Origin of the sequence: Shewanella gelidimarina, assembly GCF_023283945.1 — a bacterium.
Classification (GTDB): Bacteria; Pseudomonadota; Gammaproteobacteria; order Enterobacterales; family Shewanellaceae; genus Shewanella; species Shewanella gelidimarina.
This window is the reverse complement of sequence record NZ_JAKIKW010000002.1, coordinates 1-20,416: the sequence shown is the minus strand read 5'-3', so window position 1 is coordinate 20,416 and position 20,416 is coordinate 1. Positions and strand designations below refer to the sequence as shown.

At 43.6% G+C, this 20,416-nt stretch carries 20 protein-coding genes; 8 read left to right on the top strand and 12 right to left on the bottom strand.

Features of this window, described 5'->3' with window-relative positions; all coding sequences use genetic code 11:
- Positions 1-266 precede the first annotated feature (266 nt).
- Entirely contained in the window at positions 267-446 is a 180-nt protein-coding gene (locus tag L2729_RS01980; protein WP_248986738.1) for a hypothetical protein, read from the top strand.
- A gap of 117 nt (positions 447-563) precedes the next feature.
- On the opposite strand, the gene norW is transcribed toward L2729_RS01980, so the two are convergent.
- The 5 genes from norW to torS all read right to left on the bottom strand — a co-directional run bounded on the left by norW (position 564) and on the right by torS (position 8,413).
- Positions 564-1,724, bottom strand: a complete 1,161-nt coding sequence (norW, locus tag L2729_RS01975; protein ID WP_248986737.1) for an NADH:flavorubredoxin reductase NorW — start codon at positions 1,722-1,724, stop codon at positions 564-566.
- A 23-nt stretch (positions 1,725-1,747) separates the two neighbouring features.
- Positions 1,748-3,268 (bottom strand): anaerobic nitric oxide reductase flavorubredoxin, encoded by a 1,521-nt coding sequence (gene norV / locus L2729_RS01970; protein ID WP_248986736.1) that lies wholly within the window; start codon positions 3,266-3,268, stop codon positions 1,748-1,750.
- Between the two features lie 457 nt (positions 3,269-3,725).
- Positions 3,726-3,875, bottom strand: coding sequence for a hypothetical protein (locus L2729_RS01965; protein WP_248986735.1), 150 nt, complete (start codon positions 3,873-3,875; stop codon positions 3,726-3,728).
- Between the two features lie 740 nt (positions 3,876-4,615).
- Positions 4,616-4,828, bottom strand: coding sequence for a transcription antiterminator/RNA stability regulator CspE (gene cspE, locus L2729_RS01960; RefSeq protein WP_101093053.1), 213 nt, complete (start codon positions 4,826-4,828; stop codon positions 4,616-4,618).
- A gap of 546 nt (positions 4,829-5,374) precedes the next feature.
- A complete protein-coding gene (gene torS, locus L2729_RS01955) occupies positions 5,375-8,413 on the bottom strand; it encodes a TMAO reductase system sensor histidine kinase/response regulator TorS (protein WP_346347751.1) in 3,039 nt (1,012 codons plus the stop codon).
- Between the two features lie 244 nt (positions 8,414-8,657).
- Between torS and torT the strand changes: the two genes are divergently transcribed.
- Positions 8,658-9,737, top strand: coding sequence for a TMAO reductase system periplasmic protein TorT (gene torT, locus L2729_RS01950; protein WP_346347750.1), 1,080 nt, complete (start codon positions 8,658-8,660; stop codon positions 9,735-9,737).
- 55 nt (positions 9,738-9,792) lie between these two features.
- On the opposite strand, the gene torR is transcribed toward torT, so the two are convergent.
- The 4 genes from torR to L2729_RS01930 form a co-directional block, all read right to left on the bottom strand.
- Positions 9,793-10,503 carry a two-component system response regulator TorR gene (torR, locus tag L2729_RS01945; RefSeq protein ID WP_248986733.1) on the bottom strand — a complete coding sequence of 237 codons (711 nt, stop codon included), beginning with the start codon at positions 10,501-10,503 and terminating at the stop codon, positions 9,793-9,795.
- Positions 10,504-10,708: 205 nt separating this feature from the next.
- Positions 10,709-11,446: a TorF family putative porin gene (locus L2729_RS01940; protein ID WP_283104095.1), complete on the bottom strand. Its 738-nt coding sequence runs from the start codon at positions 11,444-11,446 to the stop codon at positions 10,709-10,711.
- A gap of 113 nt (positions 11,447-11,559) precedes the next feature.
- Complete coding sequence (locus tag L2729_RS01935) at positions 11,560-12,387, bottom strand: ion transporter (RefSeq protein WP_248986732.1); 828 nt, start codon at positions 12,385-12,387, stop codon at positions 11,560-11,562.
- A 427-nt stretch (positions 12,388-12,814) separates the two neighbouring features.
- The gene (locus L2729_RS01930) at positions 12,815-13,111 is read right to left on the bottom strand and encodes a winged helix-turn-helix domain-containing protein (RefSeq protein ID WP_248986731.1); all 297 of its coding nucleotides are present in this window, start codon (positions 13,109-13,111) and stop codon (positions 12,815-12,817) included.
- A gap of 162 nt (positions 13,112-13,273) precedes the next feature.
- Between L2729_RS01930 and L2729_RS01925 the strand changes: the two genes are divergently transcribed.
- Genes L2729_RS01925 through L2729_RS01915 form a run of 3 tightly spaced genes read left to right on the top strand, consistent with a single transcriptional unit; the run spans position 13,274 to position 16,141 of the window.
- A complete protein-coding gene (locus tag L2729_RS01925) occupies positions 13,274-14,059 on the top strand; it encodes a PH domain-containing protein (protein WP_248986730.1) in 786 nt (261 codons plus the stop codon).
- The gene (locus L2729_RS01920; protein WP_248986729.1) at positions 14,049-15,557 is read left to right on the top strand and encodes a PH domain-containing protein; all 1,509 of its coding nucleotides are present in this window, start codon (positions 14,049-14,051) and stop codon (positions 15,555-15,557) included. Before L2729_RS01925 ends, L2729_RS01920 begins: the two co-directional genes overlap by 11 nt.
- 2 nt (positions 15,558-15,559) lie before the next feature.
- Positions 15,560-16,141: a DUF924 family protein gene (locus tag L2729_RS01915; protein ID WP_248986728.1), complete on the top strand. Its 582-nt coding sequence runs from the start codon at positions 15,560-15,562 to the stop codon at positions 16,139-16,141.
- A gap of 41 nt (positions 16,142-16,182) precedes the next feature.
- On the opposite strand, the gene L2729_RS01910 is transcribed toward L2729_RS01915, so the two are convergent.
- From L2729_RS01910 to L2729_RS01900, 3 genes are all read right to left on the bottom strand, one after another.
- Positions 16,183-16,626, bottom strand: a complete 444-nt coding sequence (locus L2729_RS01910) for a universal stress protein (protein WP_248986727.1) — start codon at positions 16,624-16,626, stop codon at positions 16,183-16,185.
- Between the two features lie 52 nt (positions 16,627-16,678).
- Complete coding sequence (locus tag L2729_RS01905; protein ID WP_248986726.1) at positions 16,679-17,110, bottom strand: universal stress protein; 432 nt, start codon at positions 17,108-17,110, stop codon at positions 16,679-16,681.
- Between the two features lie 71 nt (positions 17,111-17,181).
- On the bottom strand, positions 17,182-17,562 hold the full coding sequence (locus L2729_RS01900; RefSeq protein ID WP_248986725.1) for a SpoIIAA family protein: 381 nt from the start codon (positions 17,560-17,562) through the stop codon (positions 17,182-17,184).
- Positions 17,563-17,778: 216 nt separating this feature from the next.
- On the opposite strand from L2729_RS01900, the gene L2729_RS01895 reads away from it, so the two are divergent.
- From L2729_RS01895 to L2729_RS01885, 3 genes are all read left to right on the top strand, one after another.
- Positions 17,779-19,206 (top strand): coniferyl aldehyde dehydrogenase, encoded by a 1,428-nt coding sequence (locus tag L2729_RS01895; RefSeq protein WP_248986724.1) that lies wholly within the window; start codon positions 17,779-17,781, stop codon positions 19,204-19,206.
- 20 nt (positions 19,207-19,226) lie between these two features.
- Positions 19,227-19,799: a TetR/AcrR family transcriptional regulator gene (locus tag L2729_RS01890; RefSeq protein ID WP_248986723.1), complete on the top strand. Its 573-nt coding sequence runs from the start codon at positions 19,227-19,229 to the stop codon at positions 19,797-19,799.
- A gap of 90 nt (positions 19,800-19,889) precedes the next feature.
- Positions 19,890-20,111 carry a DUF1272 domain-containing protein gene (locus L2729_RS01885; RefSeq protein ID WP_248986722.1) on the top strand — a complete coding sequence of 74 codons (222 nt, stop codon included), beginning with the start codon at positions 19,890-19,892 and terminating at the stop codon, positions 20,109-20,111.
- Positions 20,112-20,416: the final 305 nt, after the last annotated feature.

The following is a 20,416-nucleotide window of genomic DNA, read 5'->3' as shown; positions in this document are numbered from 1 at the left end:
ATAAACCACAATCAAACACCAAATAACCATCAAGTTCGCATCAATTTACAAATCAAAAAAACAGCACTAGTGAATCCTGCTATTAATACAAGCTAGCCCAGAGCTTTATAGTCACCATTGGGCTTTAGTAGAGTAATGCTGCTAAATGTCATCATTAGCAATGCCATGAGTTTTCAGCAACCGAAGCGTTCTAAAATAGCAATGTTAGCAATAAGTACAAAGCCCCTGCCTAGAATACAAAAATCGAAGCCAGAGGCGTGGTGTCGATGTCATCTTTCAATGCACAAGTATCAGATCAGCAAGTGGCGGAGCTCGTTAACTTTGCCAGACAAGTTTGGGGAGCACAAAAGGATGCAACAGTTGATAATGATATGGTCAAAGAGATTAGAGAAAAGTTGGATAGAGAGGGATATTTGAATCATCTACAGATGAAAAAATCAGATTAGAAGGTTTAATGTTATTCTCCGAAAAAAACGAACCTGACGGTTCGTTTTTTGATCTGGATAGCCAAATTGACACGCTTGAGCATGAGCTAGCGTAGGATAAGTATCTATCCTATTTGATTAAGAAACGGATACTTTTCTTAGCAGTGAAAAGGCCTGTTTGGCATTTTCATTGGTCACGACAAACCCGGTCATATTATTTTGATCATCATATGCTTCTGCCGTCACGCCTTGTTTATCAAAGCCCACTTTCCATGATGAATCTGTATTAAACCTGCCGCCGACTTGGATCGGATATGACGGTGTTTTCACTTTCACCATCATCGCCGGGAACGTCAGTTGTGATGCTTGACCAAGTAACTGCTTAGCAAGCGCATTGGCACTCAAAATAATAGGCTGTAAATAAGCCATGACCTTGCCGTTAATCTCGGCGCAATCACCAAGGGCGTAAACATTGTTGGCAGATGCTTGTAGCTTTTCATCCACCACAATACCGCGATTAACCTTAATATCAGCCTGTTGTGCTAAGTTGGTATTTGGACGTAAACCCGCTGCTGAGATAACGCAATCGACAGTAAAGACTTTACCCGCTTTAGTGGTCACCAGCATAGCCTGCTTGCCCTCTTCAGCTTGTGCGTTAATTTGCTCTATTGTTATCACGTAATCGTTAAGCTCAAGTGTCATTCCACCATCACGCAGAGGTTGTTCAAGCTTCAATGCGACAAAGTCTGGTGCTACATTGGCTAGCAATCGACTATTAGGTTCAACAACAATCACCTTTTTTCCGCTCGTTTGCAGATCCATAGCCAGTTCAGTGCCAATTAAGCCGCCGCCCATTATCAATATACGATTAGCAGTGGTTAGCTTTTGCTGTGAAGCTCGATACTCAGATAAACTGTTTAGAGTGATAATATCGACTGCTGCATCGCCTTTTATTGGCGGCACAAAGGCTGTTGCGCCTGTTGCAAAGACTAACTTCGAATATTGATAACTCTGTCCATTAGCAGAGAGTGATTGCGCTTTAGTATCAACCTGTTCCACCCGTGTGTTGGCAAATAATTCAACCTGATACTGCGCAGCAAAATCAGCAGCAGACAAGGTGATTAATGCATTTGCATCTTGCTGCTTGGAAAATACATGGCTTAAATCAGGCTTGTTGTATTCATCACCTTCATCAGCAGTAAAAACCTGAATAGGCAAACTAACATCTTGCCTGCGTATGTTCTTTATTAACTGATAGGCGGCGAAACCACTACCAATGATTACAATCGGTGCTGTCATTACTGCTTCCTCAAATACGTCGACTAAACCTTGTGTGCAATAAACACGTCTTTTCCCAAGTTACACTCAGGGCAGAGGAAGTACTCAGGAACATCAGACCAAGGAGTACCGGGTTCAATTTCTTGGTTTGGCTCACCGATTGCCGGATCGTAAACCCAATTACACACGGTACAAATCATGCACTGGCAATCAGAATCATGCTCAGCATCATTGTTATTGGCAACCGCTGCTTGCTGTGGTTGCTCAGACAAGCTGGCTACAGGCTTAGCTTCAGTTTTCTCATCCACAGCGTCAGATTTAGCAATAGCCTTAGCGAATTGATTTATAGCAGGCGCATCGGCCAGTGGATGTAACGCCCACTGCTTAGCAATTTGACGGCCATGTTCACGGCATTCGCGCATCGCATTCCCATCTGGACGCCACTTAGTTTTCAAGCTAAGGGCCGTTTCGAAACCTGCGTCCATTAAGCGAGTATGAATACGGTCGACCGCACCGCCGCTCCAACCATAACTGCCAAACGCCGCGGCTTTTTTACCTTTAAATCTTAAGCCGGTGATCTCTTCAAGCATGCCAGCAATTTTTGGCATCATCACATTGTTCATTGTCGATGAGCCTACCAATAAGCCCTTTGAGCGGAAGGTATGCGATAAAATTTCGTTCTTATCATGCTTTGACACATTAAAGACTTTTACCGCCACGCCAGGATCCACATCATGGATACCTTGAGCAATGGCATCAGCCATCATGCGGGTGTTGTTCGACATTGAATCGTAGAAAATGGTGATCTTATCTTCTTGATAACTGTCAGCCCACTCAAGGTATTGATGAATGATCTGCGTAGGGTTGTCACGCCAAACGATACCGTGAGAAGTGGCAATCATATCCACAGGTACATTGAAGCTTAATACTTCGTGGATCTTAGCCGTCACCAGGCTGCTAAATGGGGTTAAGATATTTGCGTAATAGCGAAGACACTGCTCCTTAAGCTCATTCTGGTCTACTTCATCGTTAAATAGATGCTCGTCGCAGTAATGCTGGCCAAAGGCATCGTTACTAAACAACACCGCGTCCTCGGTCATGTAAGTCATCATACTGTCAGGCCAATGCAGCATAGGTGCTTCAATGAAGATAAGTTTCTTACCATTACCGATATCTACGCTATCACCGGTTTTAACAATTTTAAAGTTCCACTCTGGATGGTGGTAGTGACCTACAATCGAATCAACGGCCGCTTCAGTGCAATAAATGGGCGTGCCGGGGATCTTTTCTAGTAATGCGGTTAATGCGCCAGAATGATCTTCTTCCGCATGGTTCATCACGATAAAATCGATAGTCTTAAGATCAATTTCCATCTCTAAATTTTGCACAAACTGATGACTGAACCTGTGGTCAACAGTATCAATCAATACTGTCTTCTCTTCACGGATGAGGTAACTGTTATAGCTCGTGCCTCTGGTCATCTTATATTCAGTACCATGGAAGTCTTGCACTTCCCAATCACGTTGTCCGACCCAATGAATGTTGTTTTTCACATGAATTGTCATTAGTTACACCCTAAAATATTAAATAAATCAAATCTTCTACTTGAGTAATTGCACTAACCATGCCAAAAAAGTAATTCATTGAAAATATTAGATAAAGACAAAATACGCACTAATGACAGTGTAAATATGACAACAACAATTAGTGTCACATAAACAATCGCCATGTCAAAAAGACAATTCGATAATAGTCGCAATGACAAGCTAATAGAGAGGGGGATACCGCAGAGAATACCCATTTAGGCACAGTAGTGTCAGGGCTAGAAATAGGTACCTAGGGTAAGTAGAATATTCGAGGGGCAAATTCAGGGGCGACTATAACGTGGAACACAGGCAAAAATAGATTTTGGCTGACGTCTACAGCAAGGTTTATCAACACAGATGACTGAATAAATACCGCCAAGCCGATACTAGGGGCTGTTGATCTTTCGAGCTTAGTTTTTGTTCGAATTCAATGATTTTAGTACAAGGCTTGAGCGATGATGCTTAGCTGGCTAAGCGAAAAGCTCGTAACGCAGTAATAAAAGTATTGAAACGAACCCGAAGGGCCGCGCTTCTTGGCTATTTTTACTGTGTTGTAGGCTATTTGTGGAGAATGACTAAACGACATAGCCTCCGCCTTGTCAAAATAGCCAATAAACTGCGGCAAAAACAACCGTGAAAGATCAACAGCCCCTAACTTCCAAGCTAGCTCACAACCCTTTTTTATTCTGACTCATTCGTTTTTTTGTCCGTATTAATCGCCACTGTATTAAGCATCTGTGAATTATACCAATTCCATTAAGGATGTGATCAATTCAGAGCTTTTTCAGGACTTTCAATTCAAGGCGCATTGTGGAAGAAATGGTTATTCCCTTTTAAGACAATGCAACGCAGCAGTGAATGTCCTGAAAAGCTCACTGCGTGCGGGTTTTAAATCCCTTAATACGGCGCATGTGGCTTTCGATATACGCCTGCATGGATGCAGAAGGTAGAGTGAAGCAGGATGCTAGAGCCGAGAATAACTATTAGCTACAAGCCACGTGCTTGTCTAAAGTGATTTAAATTCCCGCTGAATGACCAACTCTTTAATGGAATTGGTATTAAATAGCAATAGCTCATGGTTTTCACTTCTGCTTTTCATTGAACCACTGCAGTCTCACCGATGCGCTCTGATTTTAAAATGGGTGAGTGTGGCTGAATTTACGACCAATTTAATCCAAAGGGTATTAGAACAGAATTATTTTCTTTTAAACGCAAAAAAGCGAACCTAAAGGTTCGCTTTTTTTAATAATTGAAGAAAATTTAACTTTTATTCAATTATTTAAAGTTGACTCAAACAGTAATTAAACTACTTGTGTCGACTTTCGACTAGATAGCAACTACGTTAGCTGCTTGTGGGCCTTTTTGGCCTTGCTCTAGGTCGAAAGAAACTTTTTGGCCTTCAGCAAGAGTCTTGAAACCCTCTGAAGTGATAGCGCGGAAATGTACGAATACGTCAGCGCCGCCATTGTCTTGAGTAATGAAGCCAAAACCTTTGTCTTCGTTAAACCATTTTACGATGCCAGTAGTTGAGTTAGACATTTTATGTCCCTTATATATTAGTGGAGAATTAATAAATCTATCGCGAAAGTGCGATGTGCTGAGAGCTTGAATTATTAAATGTTACGATGAAGCTAAGGGAAACACAGATGATACAACGATAACGCAGAATCTGAAGCTTTACTTTTACTTGATGTTTCATTAATAACTCTGTATGCCAGAGCAAGGCGTACTTTACAGCACTTTGAGATATTGTAAAGCTTTTATTCATAAAAGATGAAGAGATGCCATAAAAATTGAAAATCATTACCAATGTCACATGGCTTTCAGTTTAACCGCACGGCTAAACTCTAGTTCAAATGCTTGATGCTCTAAAGTCATCCTCAAAGCAACAGTACCCGTTCTATTTAGCTGCACTCACTATATAGTCGTGTTCGTGGGTTATAGTTTGAATGTACAGCTGCTAGCGTCGCTTAGCCTTGGTTGGGGCAAACATCTTAATCTGCTGAGATGAAGAACGCTGAATGCATTAATAACAAATATCTTCTATGTCTGCGCCTTTAACTAACCACTTGTTGGTTAATAGTTCTACAGCGCTTCTTCCTGCTCGTCTAGCCACAATGATAATACCTCCATCGATCGCTGCCATAACGCTAACAACTGTTGATGTTGCTGCTGGTACTCTTCAGCCGTGACTTTTAATTGTTCGATATCACCACATGTTGTAGCCAGTTGCGTTAACCCCATGCTGGCGCTGCTGCCTTTTAGTGCATGTAATATTCGCTCAAAATCCTTAGGCGCTGTCGCTAAGGTTGCCATATGTGCTTGGCTGGAACCACGGTAAAGCTCAAACAGCTCAACCACAGCCTCTTTACCTAAGTAACTCATATCTTGCGTTAGCAGCGTGTCATCTAATAGTGCTAAATTCGCATCTGGCATAGCTTTAGATTCAGGTGCTGTTTCGAGCAATGGGGCATTTGCTGCCGTTTGCGATGCCGCCTCGGGCGTAGCATTTAATTCATCAATCTCTTTTGCTCGTCCAAGCCAAGCGCTTAACGCCTTCATATCAAGCGGCTTCATTAACACCAAATCAAAGCCTTGCTGTTGATAATTTTCCATATCTTCTGCTTGCAGTTGAGCGGTAAAGGCCGCGATCGGCAGTGAATGCCCTATCTGTGCATTAATCTGCTGTAACTCTTCAAGCAAAGTCATCCCCGAGCCATCGCCGAGTTGAATATCAAGCATCACCGCATCGTAATCACTGGCACTTGCAGTTGTGTAGGCCTGCCTTGCAGCTTCACAACTAGTCGCTAATACGGAATCATGGCCAAGATGTGCTAAAAACCCTTGCGCAACCATCGCATTAATCTTGTTATCTTCCACCACCAGCACCCGTTTAGCGCTAACAAGTACGGCTTGTAGCTGCTGCGCCATATCAGGTTCTACGCATTCAGTAAGCGGTAATGAAAAACCAAAGCTACTGCCCTGAGTAACTTGGCTTGTTACCCATAAAGCCTTTGAAGCTTCAGCGCCCGCACGCATAAGTTCGACCAGCTGTTTACTGATCGCAAGCCCGAGTCCGGTACCACGATCGCGGCCTTTACTGGGCTCATTACTATAGGCTTTAAAGAGTTTTGTCATGGCACTGCAATCAATGCCCACACCGCTGTCTTGTACTTTAAAGGCCAGTGCACCTTGTTCAACCATTACGCTCAATTCAACGGTGCCTTGCGGAGTGAACTTAATGGAATTACCCAATAAATTAAACAGTACTTGGCGTAATTTTGGACCGTCTATATAGACCCACTTTGGCAGGTTTTTATAGTTTGCCACCAAAGTCAGGCCTGCCAAACCTGCGCCAGCAAGCATAATGGCTGTAACTTCATCGAGTAACTCAGCAAGATCCACAGCCCGAGGCTCATTAGCCAGCTTACTTTGCTCAAGGCGGGAGAAATCCAATATGTCGTTTAACAACGTTTGTAACAGCGTTCCACTGTATTGTGATAATGCCAACATCTGCCGTTGTGATGGCGGTAGTTTTGAGTGACCAAGCAAAGTTAACGTGCCAAGTAGACCGTTTAACGGTGTTCTAATTTCATGGCTCATAGTGGCTAAAAACAGCGACTTTGCTTGGTTAGCCTGCTCTGCCATATCACGGGCTAATACATGCCCTTTGGCTTCTTTATCTAGCTGAACATTGGCCTCAGCCAGCTCCAATGTGCGCGCCTCAACAGTGGCTTCCAATGCTTGTTTATGTTCAAACAGCTCTGTAGCAGTATCACGTAGTTCGGCTTGTAGTTTAAGGTTATGTTCGGTCTTCTGCTTAAATGCTTTAATCGCGCTGGCCATTGCCGCTAACTCGTCATCACCTTCTGTATCGATGGTCACAGCAGTATTACCCAGGCTCAGCTGCGCCAATGCGGTTGTGGCAGCATTGAGTTTGAGCGCAATGCCTTGGTAGATCACTTTATAGACAACAAAGGCGATAACTAGCAGCATCAACAAGCCTGTCAGCAACAGGCTTACCTTAGACCAACTCAACTGATTAAGGTAATCGACTCTGGCTTTATCAGCCTCTACACGTTGAATGCTCATGGCAGTATCAACAGCACTATTTAGCGCATCTAATTTATCAGTAAGGGCTTGTAGTTTTAACTCTTGCGCTTGATTTAGTTGAGTGTGTTGTTTTTGCAGCAATATACTCTGGGGCAACGTCTGTAAAATACGGACTTGTCTTGCAAAAGCTTTCGATCTAACAGGGTCACGAATAATATTAGATAAACTGGTCAAGGATGCAAAGTAGCGTAATCCAGCATCTGATGCAGGATCATTCAAACCTGAAATGGATACCCCGAGTTCTCTCAGCTGACTATCGTTTTTGGCTAACGAATTAAAGATGCCACTACCTAACTCTGGTGATTGAAACACTTGTCCCATCAAAGCAATATTATGCACAATTTTAAGGGCTCGATTCAGCCGTTCTTGAATATCGAGATCTTGCTCAATCAAGGTGTCGAGCAACTTTGAGGTTTGCTCTACTCCCACGGCTTGCGGATATGCCAAACTGATTTTTGATAAGATACCGGAATCGACGATGGCCAGCTCTGCCAATAACAAGTCAGTGCTTTCGTTTGACGCAGCCACCAGCGCTTTACCTTGGAGCTGTAATTGATAAGCCGCCAAAATACGCTGCCCCACTTGCTCCCCAAGACGCGACAAGTCGAGAATGATATCTGATGCACTCTGTTCAAGGCTTAAATCAAAGTTTACATTCAAGGCTTTTAACGCACTAATCGCGTTAAGCATTGCGCCACTATTGATCGACAGTTTACGGCCGACCAATTGCCGCTGAGATTCAAGCTCAGATTGTCCAAGTAATTTGGCATTTTCGGCCAATGCATTACTTGATAATACCAACTGACGCGCCGCCTCTGATGCAGGTAGTGCTTTATCGTAAAGGTATTTATCCGCTTGCTGCACCCAGTGCAAACTTAAGCTCCCTAACGTCACCAACAGCAGTAACAGCAGTGCCAATAAACTAAAGGCCAGCATTAAGCGACCTATTAGGCTCTTTCTTGATAAGGATAGTCTGGGTCGCGATGATGGAGTCAAATACAAAGCACTCACTCTTTTACGTTATGCTGTTACAATATTGACTCACACATTAATACCAATTGCATTAAATAGGTAGTCAATTTAGAAACACTCAAGCTTTTCAATTCAAGACGCCTTGACCTGATAATGGTTAATCCCTTGTGAGCCGACAAAAGCAGAAGTGCAATGTCAGAGCGATCCCCATAGGCTGGAGTTCAACGCACTGAATGAACAGAGACTTAATGTAATTGGTATAACATGAATCAAGGGTATGTTAATGATGGCAAAACCATTCCAACGGTGGGTAAAGGTATTACTCGCGCTATTGCTTGCCAGTCCATTTGCCAATGCGGCCATATCGGTGCCCTCTTGGTCACTTGAACAAAGACTGCCTTTCGATAACAAAATCCAACACAGCACAGAGGTGCAATATACGCCGCTGACTAACGCTAAAAAAGACTGGCGTATTTGTGTGTTAATGCCTCATCTAAAAGACAGTTATTGGACCGGTATTAACTATGGCCTGGTACAACAAGCAAAGAAGTTAAAACTGCATGTAGAACTATTTGAAGCAGGCAGTTATTACGGCTTAGACAAACAATTAAGCCAGCTCGATAACTGCATGAAGCACAATTTTGATGCCATATTACTCGGGGGGGTTCGCCCTGATCTACTTGAATTTTATAAGCCACCCATTAACAAACCTATTATTGCGTTGGTCAATCGTCTTGACCATAAACAGGTCACCACACGGGTAGGCGTTAACTGGTATCAAATGGGCTTTCAAGCAGGGCAATATATTCGTCAGCAGACGGATAAAACCACCCAAGTCAGTTCCCAAGTAGCGCTACTTGCAGGCCCCGATAAACAGGGGGGCAGTGGTTTGGTTGAGCAAGGGTTAACAGCGGCGTTAATCGGCAGTAAAGTCGGTATCTCAGCAGTGCGTCACGCTGATAACAATCGCAACTTATATCGCGATGAACTGGAGGCGTTATTAAAGACACAAACGCCGCAGTATATTCTAGGCAGCGCGGTCGCTATCGAGGCGGGCGTTTCAATTTTAAGGCAGTACCAGCTTGAGCATAAGGTCAAATTAGTCAGCAGCTATCTGTCCCCCGCAATACTCAGAGGGATCTATCGTGAACGGGTAGAGTTCAGTAACGATGATTTGGTCGTTGTGCAAGGCATGCTTGCCATTGACGTTGTAGTGAGGGAACTGCAAGGTGCTGAACCCTTTGGCGATATTGGCCCCAAAATACAAAGCCAAGTCATTGGGAATATTAATCAACAGGTGTTAAAAACCAGCTTAGCTCCGGCCGACTATTACCCTATCTATCGGGTAAGCCCAGACAATTAATACCTAACGGAGCCAATAAACTGCAGCATGTAAAACCCTGAAAGATTAACAGCCCCTAGTCTTTCACCTTCGCGGCAAACAGATAACCTTCGCCATGTACGGTGACAAATAATTCTGGAGATAACTTATTGCGCAGGCGTCGAATAATCACATCGATAGTTCTATCGTTGACGTCCTGATTACGATGACTGGTTTGCTGCATTAATCGGTCGCGCGACAACACTTGCTGTGGGTGAAGAGCAAAGGCAGTCAATAGCTCAAACTCTGCTTTAGTGAGTTTAATAATCTCACCACTGCCAATCAGCTTTCGGCTATTGAGCTCTAATACATAGTCATTAAAGGCAATAATATTGTCATTAGGATCAGCTTGCGCGCTACTCTCAGCAAGCGCTTTTTGAACCAAAGAGATACGCCACAATAAGTTTTTAACCCGCACCAGCAACTCCCTTAATTCAAAGGGTTTGGTCACATAGTCATCGGCGCCCATCTCTAAACCAACAATTTTATCGATGGTTTCATCACGGCCAGTCACCAGTATGATCCCTACATCGCCGCGACTGCGTAGTTCACGCGCCAAGCTTAGGCCATCGGTTCCGGGCAAGTTAATGTCGAGCATCACTAAATCGATATGCTGGCGGTTAAATTCATACCACATCTGCTCACCATCTTGAGCTTCAAGGACTTGATAGCCCTCTTTCTCAAAATAGCCTTTTAATCTAGCCCGAATGACCGCTTCGTCATCGACAACTAGCACTCTGTAGCCCATACATTACCTCAACCAACACGCATTTATTTATCTAACAGCTGCATGCGAATAACCGCTTTATCGCTCTTAACGCCACATCATATACATAATTAGCCGCTAATACACTTACAGCGATCTCAATCTGCCACAAGAGATCTTGGTTTCAGCTTCAATAACAAAAAAGCCGATTCTGTAGAATCGGCTTTTCAATATAGATTTGATAGGCTTAGAAACTCTTACTTAAGCCAAAGACAACGCGATCATCAAAGATCTCAGTTTGCGTGCCATAGACTAAGTGTGACTTATCAATTGAGCTTCCGTGGTAACGAAGATCAAAGACTAAACCAACATAACTCGCTTCGACACCCAAGTTCCAGTGGGTCCAACCTTCAGCACCTTCACCGTCTAGGTCTTGGTAGCCCATTGATCCTGATACTTTAATGCCATTATTAAAGTCATAGCTTGGATGCACGGCGTAGTTAACCCCTTGCCAACCATCAACACCAAACCAATCATCAAGTGTCGGAGTCACTTCTAGCGTGACATTCGCTTGACCAAATTGCTTACCGACTTTAATCCATAATTCGGTGTAGTTAGAATATGATGCACCGGGATAAAGATATGAAAACACCATCACGTCGTAAGTAAAACCGCTATCGCCGAAGCCACCAGCTTTACCGATGTAAGGCGCGGTGACAATCTCAAGGTTAGGATCGGCAAACTTGACGTTTGATGCAAAAACACCGGTATACCAACCGTCATCATTGCCCCAACCTAACGTGCCTTGCACTACGGGAACATCGCCATCCATCGTTTCAGACTCACCACGGAAAACATAATCAGAGGCAAACTTAAGGTTACCACTGAGCTGGCCACCAAACAGGTCATGATTGTCAGCAGCAAATGCTGTTCCCATGGTCGTAGCCGCTAAGCTTGCAAGCATTAAAGCGTGTGCAGTTTTCATATTCATCATCTCGTTATATTATTTGAGACAAAGGTTACTCCCAAGTTATTAATAACTTTGCGAGTAGTTGTTAACCAAAAAATCAACTATATGAAAAAATATGAACGGCGAAGTTAACTCGCCTTCTGCAACAGTAAGCATTTTAGCTCTTCGATTTGTACTTTAAGCTCAGCGACGTCCGCAACACTAGCAGGCTTTTCATCATCGCTTAACTCTGCTTCTTCTTCAGCGCGCATGATGGCAGTTTCTTGCGTCATCACATCCAGCACTGCACCCACCATCATGTTCAAAAAGACAAATGCGGTCAGAAAGATAAAGCTTAAATAATAGATCCAACTCAGTGGATAGACCGCCATGGTTTCGTACATCACCGACGTCCAAGACTCAAAAGTCGATACCCTAAACAGGGTTAACATCGCCACAGATACATCGCCCCATAAGAAGTCATTGATATCCGCAAACAACATGCTACCGATAGCGCCATAGATATAAAAAATCACGAACATCAAGAGTGCGATGTAACCCATTCTCGGTATGGCTTTAAACAGTGCATTCACCAGCATTCTAAGCTCTGGGATCATCGACACCAAGCGTAATACTCTGAAGATTCGCAGTAGCCTTGCCAGCAAGATGGCCGAGCCCCCCGTCGGGATTAAACTGCCAATCACAATTATGGTATCGAAGATATTCCAGCCATTGCTGAAAAAACGTTTAGGGCCATCACTGGCGAGAAAACGGATGACAATCTCAATGGCAAAGAACACCGTGATGCCAATATCCAGCAGCAGTAATCCCTTCTCCATCCAATTTGGCAGGTGATATGTGTGCGCGCCAATCGATAATGCTGACACTAAGATGACGAAAATAACAAAGCCCTGAAACGCTTTGCTGTTATCAATTAATTTTAACTTTGATTGTAAAACGGAGACATTGGCGAGCACTTACAGTTCCCTCAAGTAGAACGAAAATAGATGTGTAAAAGAAGCTAATTATCCCTTAATGCACAAGGATCGCGAAGTGTAATCAGTAACAGTTAATTTTACCTTAATTAATCACAGTTAATTTTGCATTAGCTATGCGCTGGCAAAACATTAGTTACCGCGGTTAGTACAGAGTTGAAGTATTAACCGCAAAATGTTGTGCGCCACTGCAGTGGTGAAACATTGAATGCTTGCTTAAAGTGTTGTGCGCCACCAGTGGTGAAACATTGAATGCTTGCTTAAAATGTTTCCGATAAACGCTCTCCGAACCAGATAGAAAGCAAAAAAGGTACAGTGCAGCGATTAATCGCTGCACTGTACCTTTTGTGAGGTTTAACCAAGCCACTCAGTGCAGAGCAAAGTCGCTAGTATGATTTTCGAAGTAAAGTTACCCCAGTTCGGCTTCAATTACCGCTAAGTGTTCGCCAACCCAAACTGAGTTGATCGGCCCCCAGTCATTAATTCGGTAGTAGCCAGCATTATTACGCTCACCATCTTGTACAAATTCACACTCGATACCCAGATCGGTAAAAGCCGCGATGGCATCTTGCAGGGTTCTGCGGGGCATACTTGTCAGCTTATGCAGCGACAGTAAGTTGTGCTGCTCATGCTCAATCTGATAAGCAATATAGAGCTTTCGATAAAAGGCTATTTGCTGTTTTGACGCCACTTTTTCAGTGTTCATGTATATCGCTCAAGCAGTAAGGTAATTGATTTGTATTATATGGCCTTTGATCTCTAAAACAAAATGTAGCCAAATATGTCTCAGGCTGGTGATTTATCACTGCATACTGATATAGTCGATTGAGGAACTGCGTCTTACATACGTCATATAATGAGTAATGAAATGGAAAATTCACACTTGGCTACTGATACAACATCTTCAGCGGCTAAAGCTGATGCTACAACAGCTGATCTCCAGAACCAACAAATGAGCGCTTTGAATCAACAGCACTCAGATTACCAGCAACATAACACTGTCAGCCAAGCACAGTGGCAAGGGTTCGACCAAATCCCACTGCAGCCCATTGATGAACGTCACTATAAAGAGGTGCTTTATGAGTCCTTATTTGTCGCGGTAATTATCTTTAGTGGTGCAACCTTAGGAATTATCTTACCTGGTGCATTGAGTGTCGTAATGGCTGTTGTGGTTTTAACCGCGCTATTACTGTTGCTTAGCAGCATTACCTACCTGAGGTATTTACAAGCAAAAAAGCTTAACTACGCGGTTTGTGAGCATGAGTTTATTATGGAGCAAGGTTTGTGGTGGCAACAACGTACGTCCTTGCCCTACTCTCGGCTGCAACACGTCAGCCTTTCTCAAGGCCCACTTGAGCGACACTTTAACCTGTTCACTTTAAAGTGCTTTAGTGCTGGCAGTGGCAGTGCTGAAATAGAACTCCCAGGTATTGAGCAACACACTGCTGAACATCTCCGCCAACATTTACTTGCGCAAGCGGCAAAGGCACATTTAGCCGATCCCCAGACCTCTGAGGTTGAGACGATTACCGCTGGTTCTGAAGCGACTGATGTTGAAAATGTGAGTGTAGAGGCTGATGCTATAACAGCAGAGACAGATGCTATAAGCCCAGAGCCCATCACTAAACAAGCAGAGGCTCATCATGACCAATAAGTTTTCACAGTGGTCATCGCTGTCGGCTTGGTCTGTTATTAGCTTTACCCTGTTTGCTATTAAACAGGTCTTTAGCAGTGGCTATGCGTTAATCCCTGTGGTTTACACTGGTTGGAATCAGGGATTCAGTAGCCCTTGGGTGATTGTGGTCGCCGTACTGAGTGTGTTGAGTATTCTTATTTACAGTGTGCTGCAATGGCTAAAGTTTAGATTTAAAATTGACAAGGATAAGCTCAATATTAAACATGGTGTCATCTTTAAAAAAGTCGATGAAATCCCCTTCAATAAAATTCAGAATGTGCGCTTACAACAGCCGTTATATTTTCGCCCAATGGGGCTTTATAGCATTGTGGTTGAAACCGCAGGCTCAAAAGGCAATGAAGCTGAGCTTTCAGCACTCGATTACAAAGAGGCATTGGCGTTAAAAAAGCGCTTAATGACAGAGCAGGATCAGCACAGCCAAACCGCAAACTCTGAGGCTAGCGCCAATGAACATTCAGAGAATCAACACAATATAGTTGCCCGTAAAAGCCTAAAAGAGTTGGTGCTATTTGGCCTATATCAAAATAACGCAATTTGGTTGGCCGTTATTCTTGGGCCTATTTTTGGCCAGCTAGATTGGGAGTCGATGGAAAACCTGCAATCGATGCAATCATTTTGGGCTTGGTATGATACCAATATCGCCGTTAGCATGGTGTTGCAGTTGGCATTCGCGATGTTTACGTTGGCGCTATTCTACTTACTGTTTTCATTACTCTCTATAGCGTCCGCAGTCCTTAAATACTCTCCCTATCGCTTAACCCGCAGTGGCAATACGTTACATCGCACCGGTGGCATTATCGCCAAACAAAACGATGCATTGGCTATAAAGCGTATTCAGGTGGTTAAGTTTTATCAGCCACTAGTGGGTCGACTTTTTAAATTATGGACCCTGTACTTTCAGCAAGTGAAAGGTCATGAAGTTGAGCATCGAGGCAGTAACAATATGTTAGTGCCCTCAATGAATCGTAATAATATTCTTGAGCTACTCCCCAAGCTTAAAGGTATTGAAGCGACATCGACCCAGTTACCCCGTCGCTATCAACATATTAATCTAGGTTGGTTTTGGCGCCGTGGGTGGTTGCCTTTATTAGTTCCGGCTATCAATACTTACTTCCACGGTTTGGATATTTTTACTGAGATATTGTGGGTCGGGGCAAGTGTTTTTTGCTTAGGGATCTATCTTAGATATCGCCAATATGGCTATGTAATAGAAGGTGATAATCTTTGGTTCCATTCTGGTCTATTAGGCCATAGCTGGCAACTTATCGCGTTAACCAAAGTACAGCATGTCGCCATTACCCAAAGCCCGAATCAAAAGCGCAGTCAGCTGGCTAATTTAGAAATTGGGCTTGCCAGTGGCAATATTAAGCTACCCTATATAACAGTGGAAGATGCCCGCCATATCGCCGAGCGCTCTCTTACACTTATTCACAATGATCACCGCAACTGGATATAATTATGAGCCCACAAAACAGTCATCCATTAGCAGAGCAAACGCCTGTGACACCCAATACCATCCTGACTTTTTGGTTTGAAGAAATTGAGCCGAAACTATGGTGGGTAAAAGACACAGAGTTTGACGCCTTGATTAAGCAGCGATTCGAAGCAGTTCTAACTCAAGCCATGGCCGGTGAACTCTACCATTGGCGAGCAACTCCAGAGGGGCGTCTTGCCGAGATTATCGTGTTAGATCAATTCTCGCGTAATATCTACCGAGACACGCCACAATCTTTTGCAGCGGATCCTATTGCCCTAGTATTAGCACAAGAGGCCGTCGCCTTAAATAGTGATAGCGAACTGAAAGCCAAGCAAGTGCCGTTTTTATTAATGCCATATATGCACAGTGAGTCGCTACCGATACATGAGGTTGCGATGCGATTGTTCAGTCGTGAAGCGGCGCAAGGCAATCTCGAATTTGAGCGTCGACATAAAGCTATTATTGAGCAGTTTGGTCGCTACCCACATCGCAATGCTATTTTAGAACGCAGCTCTACTGAGGCCGAAATAGCCTTTTTAACTCAGCCAGGATCGAGCTTTTAAGCGATAAATAACATAGCGCCTTCTAATCCACGTAAGAGGGCTTATTTAACCACTAATACTGGGCACTTTGCTTTATAAGCTAAAGCTTCGCCGATATTGGGATTGAGCAGATGCGAAATCCCCTGTCGTCCATGACTCGCAATAACAATCATACCAATCTCGCCTTCCTCCGCTTCCGCCAGAATTTCTCTTAGTACCAGTCCACTGCGAATAACGGTTTTAACGGTCAGCCCTGCATTAAGCTCTTGCTGCACTTCGAGCTGAATTTTCATTAAGCTTTCAGTCGCAAACGAGGTTATCTGTTGCTCAAGTTCAGTAACAGACTCTACCGCTAGCCCATAATGATGATCACTGAATGGTTCACTCACTACGTGTAACAACCGAACACCAACCCCATATAAATTAGCCATTTCCACCGCATAACTTAGCGCATGCGACGCCGTGATAGAAAAGTCTGTAGGACATAATATTTGACGAGATCGCATAGCGACTCCTTAATCGAATTTAACACCTTAGCCGCAATGTTAATCGTATTAGTTACTTAACCACCAATACTGGACATATAGCACCATTAGCCACCGCTTCAGCCACATTAGTATGTAGAAAGTGCGCCAGTCCTGAACGACCATGGCTAGCAATAACAATCATGCCAGCTTCTGATACTTCCGCCTCTTTAAGGATCTGCTCGGACGCTACGCCATGGCGTATAACACTTTCCACTGACAGTTCACTCTTAAGATCTGACAGCAACGAATGCATTTGCGTTGCAGCAGATTCCTCCATACTTTGGGCGAGCTCTTCTGGCGTAACAGTGAGTATTTGGTAGTTCTCTAAGCCTACAGGCTGATCAATGACATGAACAAGTCGCAATCCGACATGGTAAAGGTTAGCCATTTCAATCGCATATTTAAGCGCATGAGAGGCCGTTTCAGAAAAGTCTGTTGGGCATAATATTTGACGAGTACGCATAACTAATTCCTCCAAACGTTGTTTAGTCCGTTAGCACAGATGCTGCACGCCTAACGATAACAAGATTAATTTTAGTCTTTTAACCACTGATGTGCTTCAGTAGTGCTCTCAAAAAACTTAGCGTCATAAGGGGTAAACCAATCTGTAACTTTCGCCATCCATTGTTGCAAATTTCCCTCTCCGACAATCGCTATCTTTTTAAAAGCACGTCCATGAGCCAAGCCTAGCTTAAGATCATCCCATGCCGCTCTTAATTCCCAACCATCGAGTTCGGTCAAATCGGCGAGGACATTGATTTCAGGATGCTCAACCCCCGCTAAAGCGGACTCAAGCAGTGGCACCATATATTGATAGTCTTGATGTGTAAGTTTGCCCTTCGCAACCAAGTTCAAATAGAACTGGTTATCTAAGCGCTCAATTCCAATTGATATTCCGTGTCTTTTATCACTCACCTTAATCTCCTTAGAGGTTAGCTATTAAAGAGGGCTTTTAACGATAGCGTTAAAGAGCAATCTTCAAAACAGTCCATATTTCATTCTAGTGAAGTTTAGCGAAGTCGAGTTGATCTCGCTCACAAAGTAAACGAATATTTGACCTTTTAACAAAAGTGGATTAGTATCAGACTGACTAATCAGTCGGTTAATTAATACACTTCAGGAGCTTCGTAAATGAACATGCCTATTCAAGCCCAAACAGCATTGCCTCTGTCTCAAGTCTTAGTCAATCAACGTACTCACTACCTTGCAGACCCTTCTCCCTCTTATGAGGCAAGAATCGAGCACCTGAAAAGTCTTAAAAAAGCCATTTTGAGCTATCAAGAACAGCTAGTACAAGCATTGAATCGGGACTATGGTCATCGTTCAGTGGATGACAGCATTATTTCTGACATCATGCCCTGTGTTAACAATATCAATTACAGCATAAAGCATTTGAAAAAGTGGATGAAACCAAGCCGTCGTCATGCGGGATTATTGCTGGCTCCAGCCAGTATTAAAGTGCAATACCAGCCACTTGGCGTCGTCGGTATTATTGTACCGTGGAATTTTCCAGTCATGTTGTCTGTCGGCCCGCTTATCACAGCACTTGCTGCGGGTAACAGAGCGATGATAAAACTGTCTGAATTTACCCCAGAAACCAATACCGTTCTCACCGCAATGCTTGCCAGTATTTTTGATCAAAACCATGTTGCCTGCATTGAAGGCGAAGCCGATGTTGCCGCCGAGTTTTCATCGCTGCCGTTTGACCACCTATTATTTACCGGTTCAACCACCGTCGGTCGCCACGTAATGCGCAGTGCGGCACAAAACCTGACGCCAGTGACCCTTGAACTTGGCGGAAAGTCACCGGTGATTGTTGCCGATGATATCGACATGGACACTGCCGTCGAACGAATGATCTATGGTAAATGCCTCAACTCTGGCCAGATATGTGTTGCACCTGATTACGTATTGGTTCCAAGTGAAAAACTTAACGATTTTGTGCGAGCCTACAAACGAAAATTCATTAAAATGTATGGCCAAGTCAGTGACAACAAAGACTACGGCAGCATTATTAACCAACGCCAATTTGACCGAATAATGCTGGTTCTCGAAGACGCTAAAGCCAAAGGGGCTACCGTGATGAGTGCCAATGATGAAGCGATTAACATCGAACATCAAAAAGTGCCAACTCAGCTTATCACTGGCGCAACCGATGACATGCTATTACTGCAAGATGAGATATTCGGCCCACTATTACCCGTTATCCCTTATGACAATTTGCAAGAAGCAATTAGCTACATTAATCAACGTCCGCGTCCCTTAGCGCTGTACTTGATGAGTTTCGATAAAAACACCCAGCAGCAAGTCATGACCCATACCCATTCGGGAGGCGTTTGTATCAATGAAACGGTATTTCATGTTGCTGCAGAAGATGCCCCCTTTGGCGGTGTTGGTCCCTCAGGTATGGGGCACTACCATGGTAAAGAAGGCTTTCAAACCTTTAGCCATGCTAAAACTATCCTAAAGCGCGGTAAGTATTTTAATACCGGTAAACTGATCCACCCTCCTTATGGCGGCTGGTTACAAAATCTATTGGTAAAATTCTTCTTGCGTTAAGCACCAAGGTAATCGTTTTTATGAGCCGTATAGATAAAAAACAAGCCATATTAGACACTGCGCTGACACTGTTTGTCAGCCAGGGGTTTTATGCGACGTCTACCGCCTCAATAGCCAAAACGGCAGGGGTCGCTACCGGGACGCTGTTTCACCATTTTGCGTCAAAAGATTTACTGATGAACCATCTTTTCATCTCAATAAAGCAAGAGTTTGCTTCTGCAATCAAGTCACAAATGAGCAGTAAAGGAGACCTAAAGCTTGATGCAGAACACCTGTGGCAAGTTGCTATTGATTGGGCAATAGCACACCCGCTAAAGCAGGAGTTTTTCCAGCAGTATTCAATGTCTCCCTCTATCGCTTCTGAGATAAGGCAACAAGCGATGAACGGCATCCTTAGCTTTATGGGTGAGCTAATTATTCAAGGACAAAAATTAGGCATCTTAGCTAATTTTCCACTACCATTGATGTTAGAAAGTTGTCACGGACAATACTTGGCCGCGACCAGATACTTTCTAGACCACCCTGATAGGTGGAAAGATGTAGCCCACAAACAGGCGAGCTTTTCCATGTTTTGGAATGCCATGAGAGCCTAAATAATATGTGACAAGCTCATGGAAGAGATTAATCCTTGTTACCACCGCTGTAGAATTAAATTTAAAGACGTTATTCAAGGGAGTGAATTTATGTTGAGAATGAAGACTGAGTGCGAACACTGTAAAACCAAGCTGGCCCGAAAAGAGGTCGCTTATATCTGCTCATTCGAATGCACTTACTGTAAGAGCTGTAGTGAAAAAATGCATTTCACCTGCAGTAATTGCCAAGGCGCCTTAGTCCTTAGGCCACCAAGATTAATAGAACCGTTTAAGATCCCAGCAGCAGAGCTTAAAAATACCCTCTTCAGTTAGCCAAGCTTAATTTAGAGATAAAGGTACTGTTAGAGATACAGACAGCGAAAAATGAAAGGTCAGCAGATGCTGACCTTTATTGTCTCTGGGGATTATCATTTTTCAGCTGAATAAGTTAGCAGCGATCATCTCAAAGCAAAGTATCGATTTCTGTAAATCGGCTTCATTTCCTCTCTGCTTACGTAGCTCATTTCTGTCGGATAGGCGGCACTTGTCACCAAGTACCGCCCTCCTAAGAACCGGACGTGCAACTTTCACTGCATACGGCTCAAGCCTCCACTAAGGCGTATTCTGTTACCCAGCAC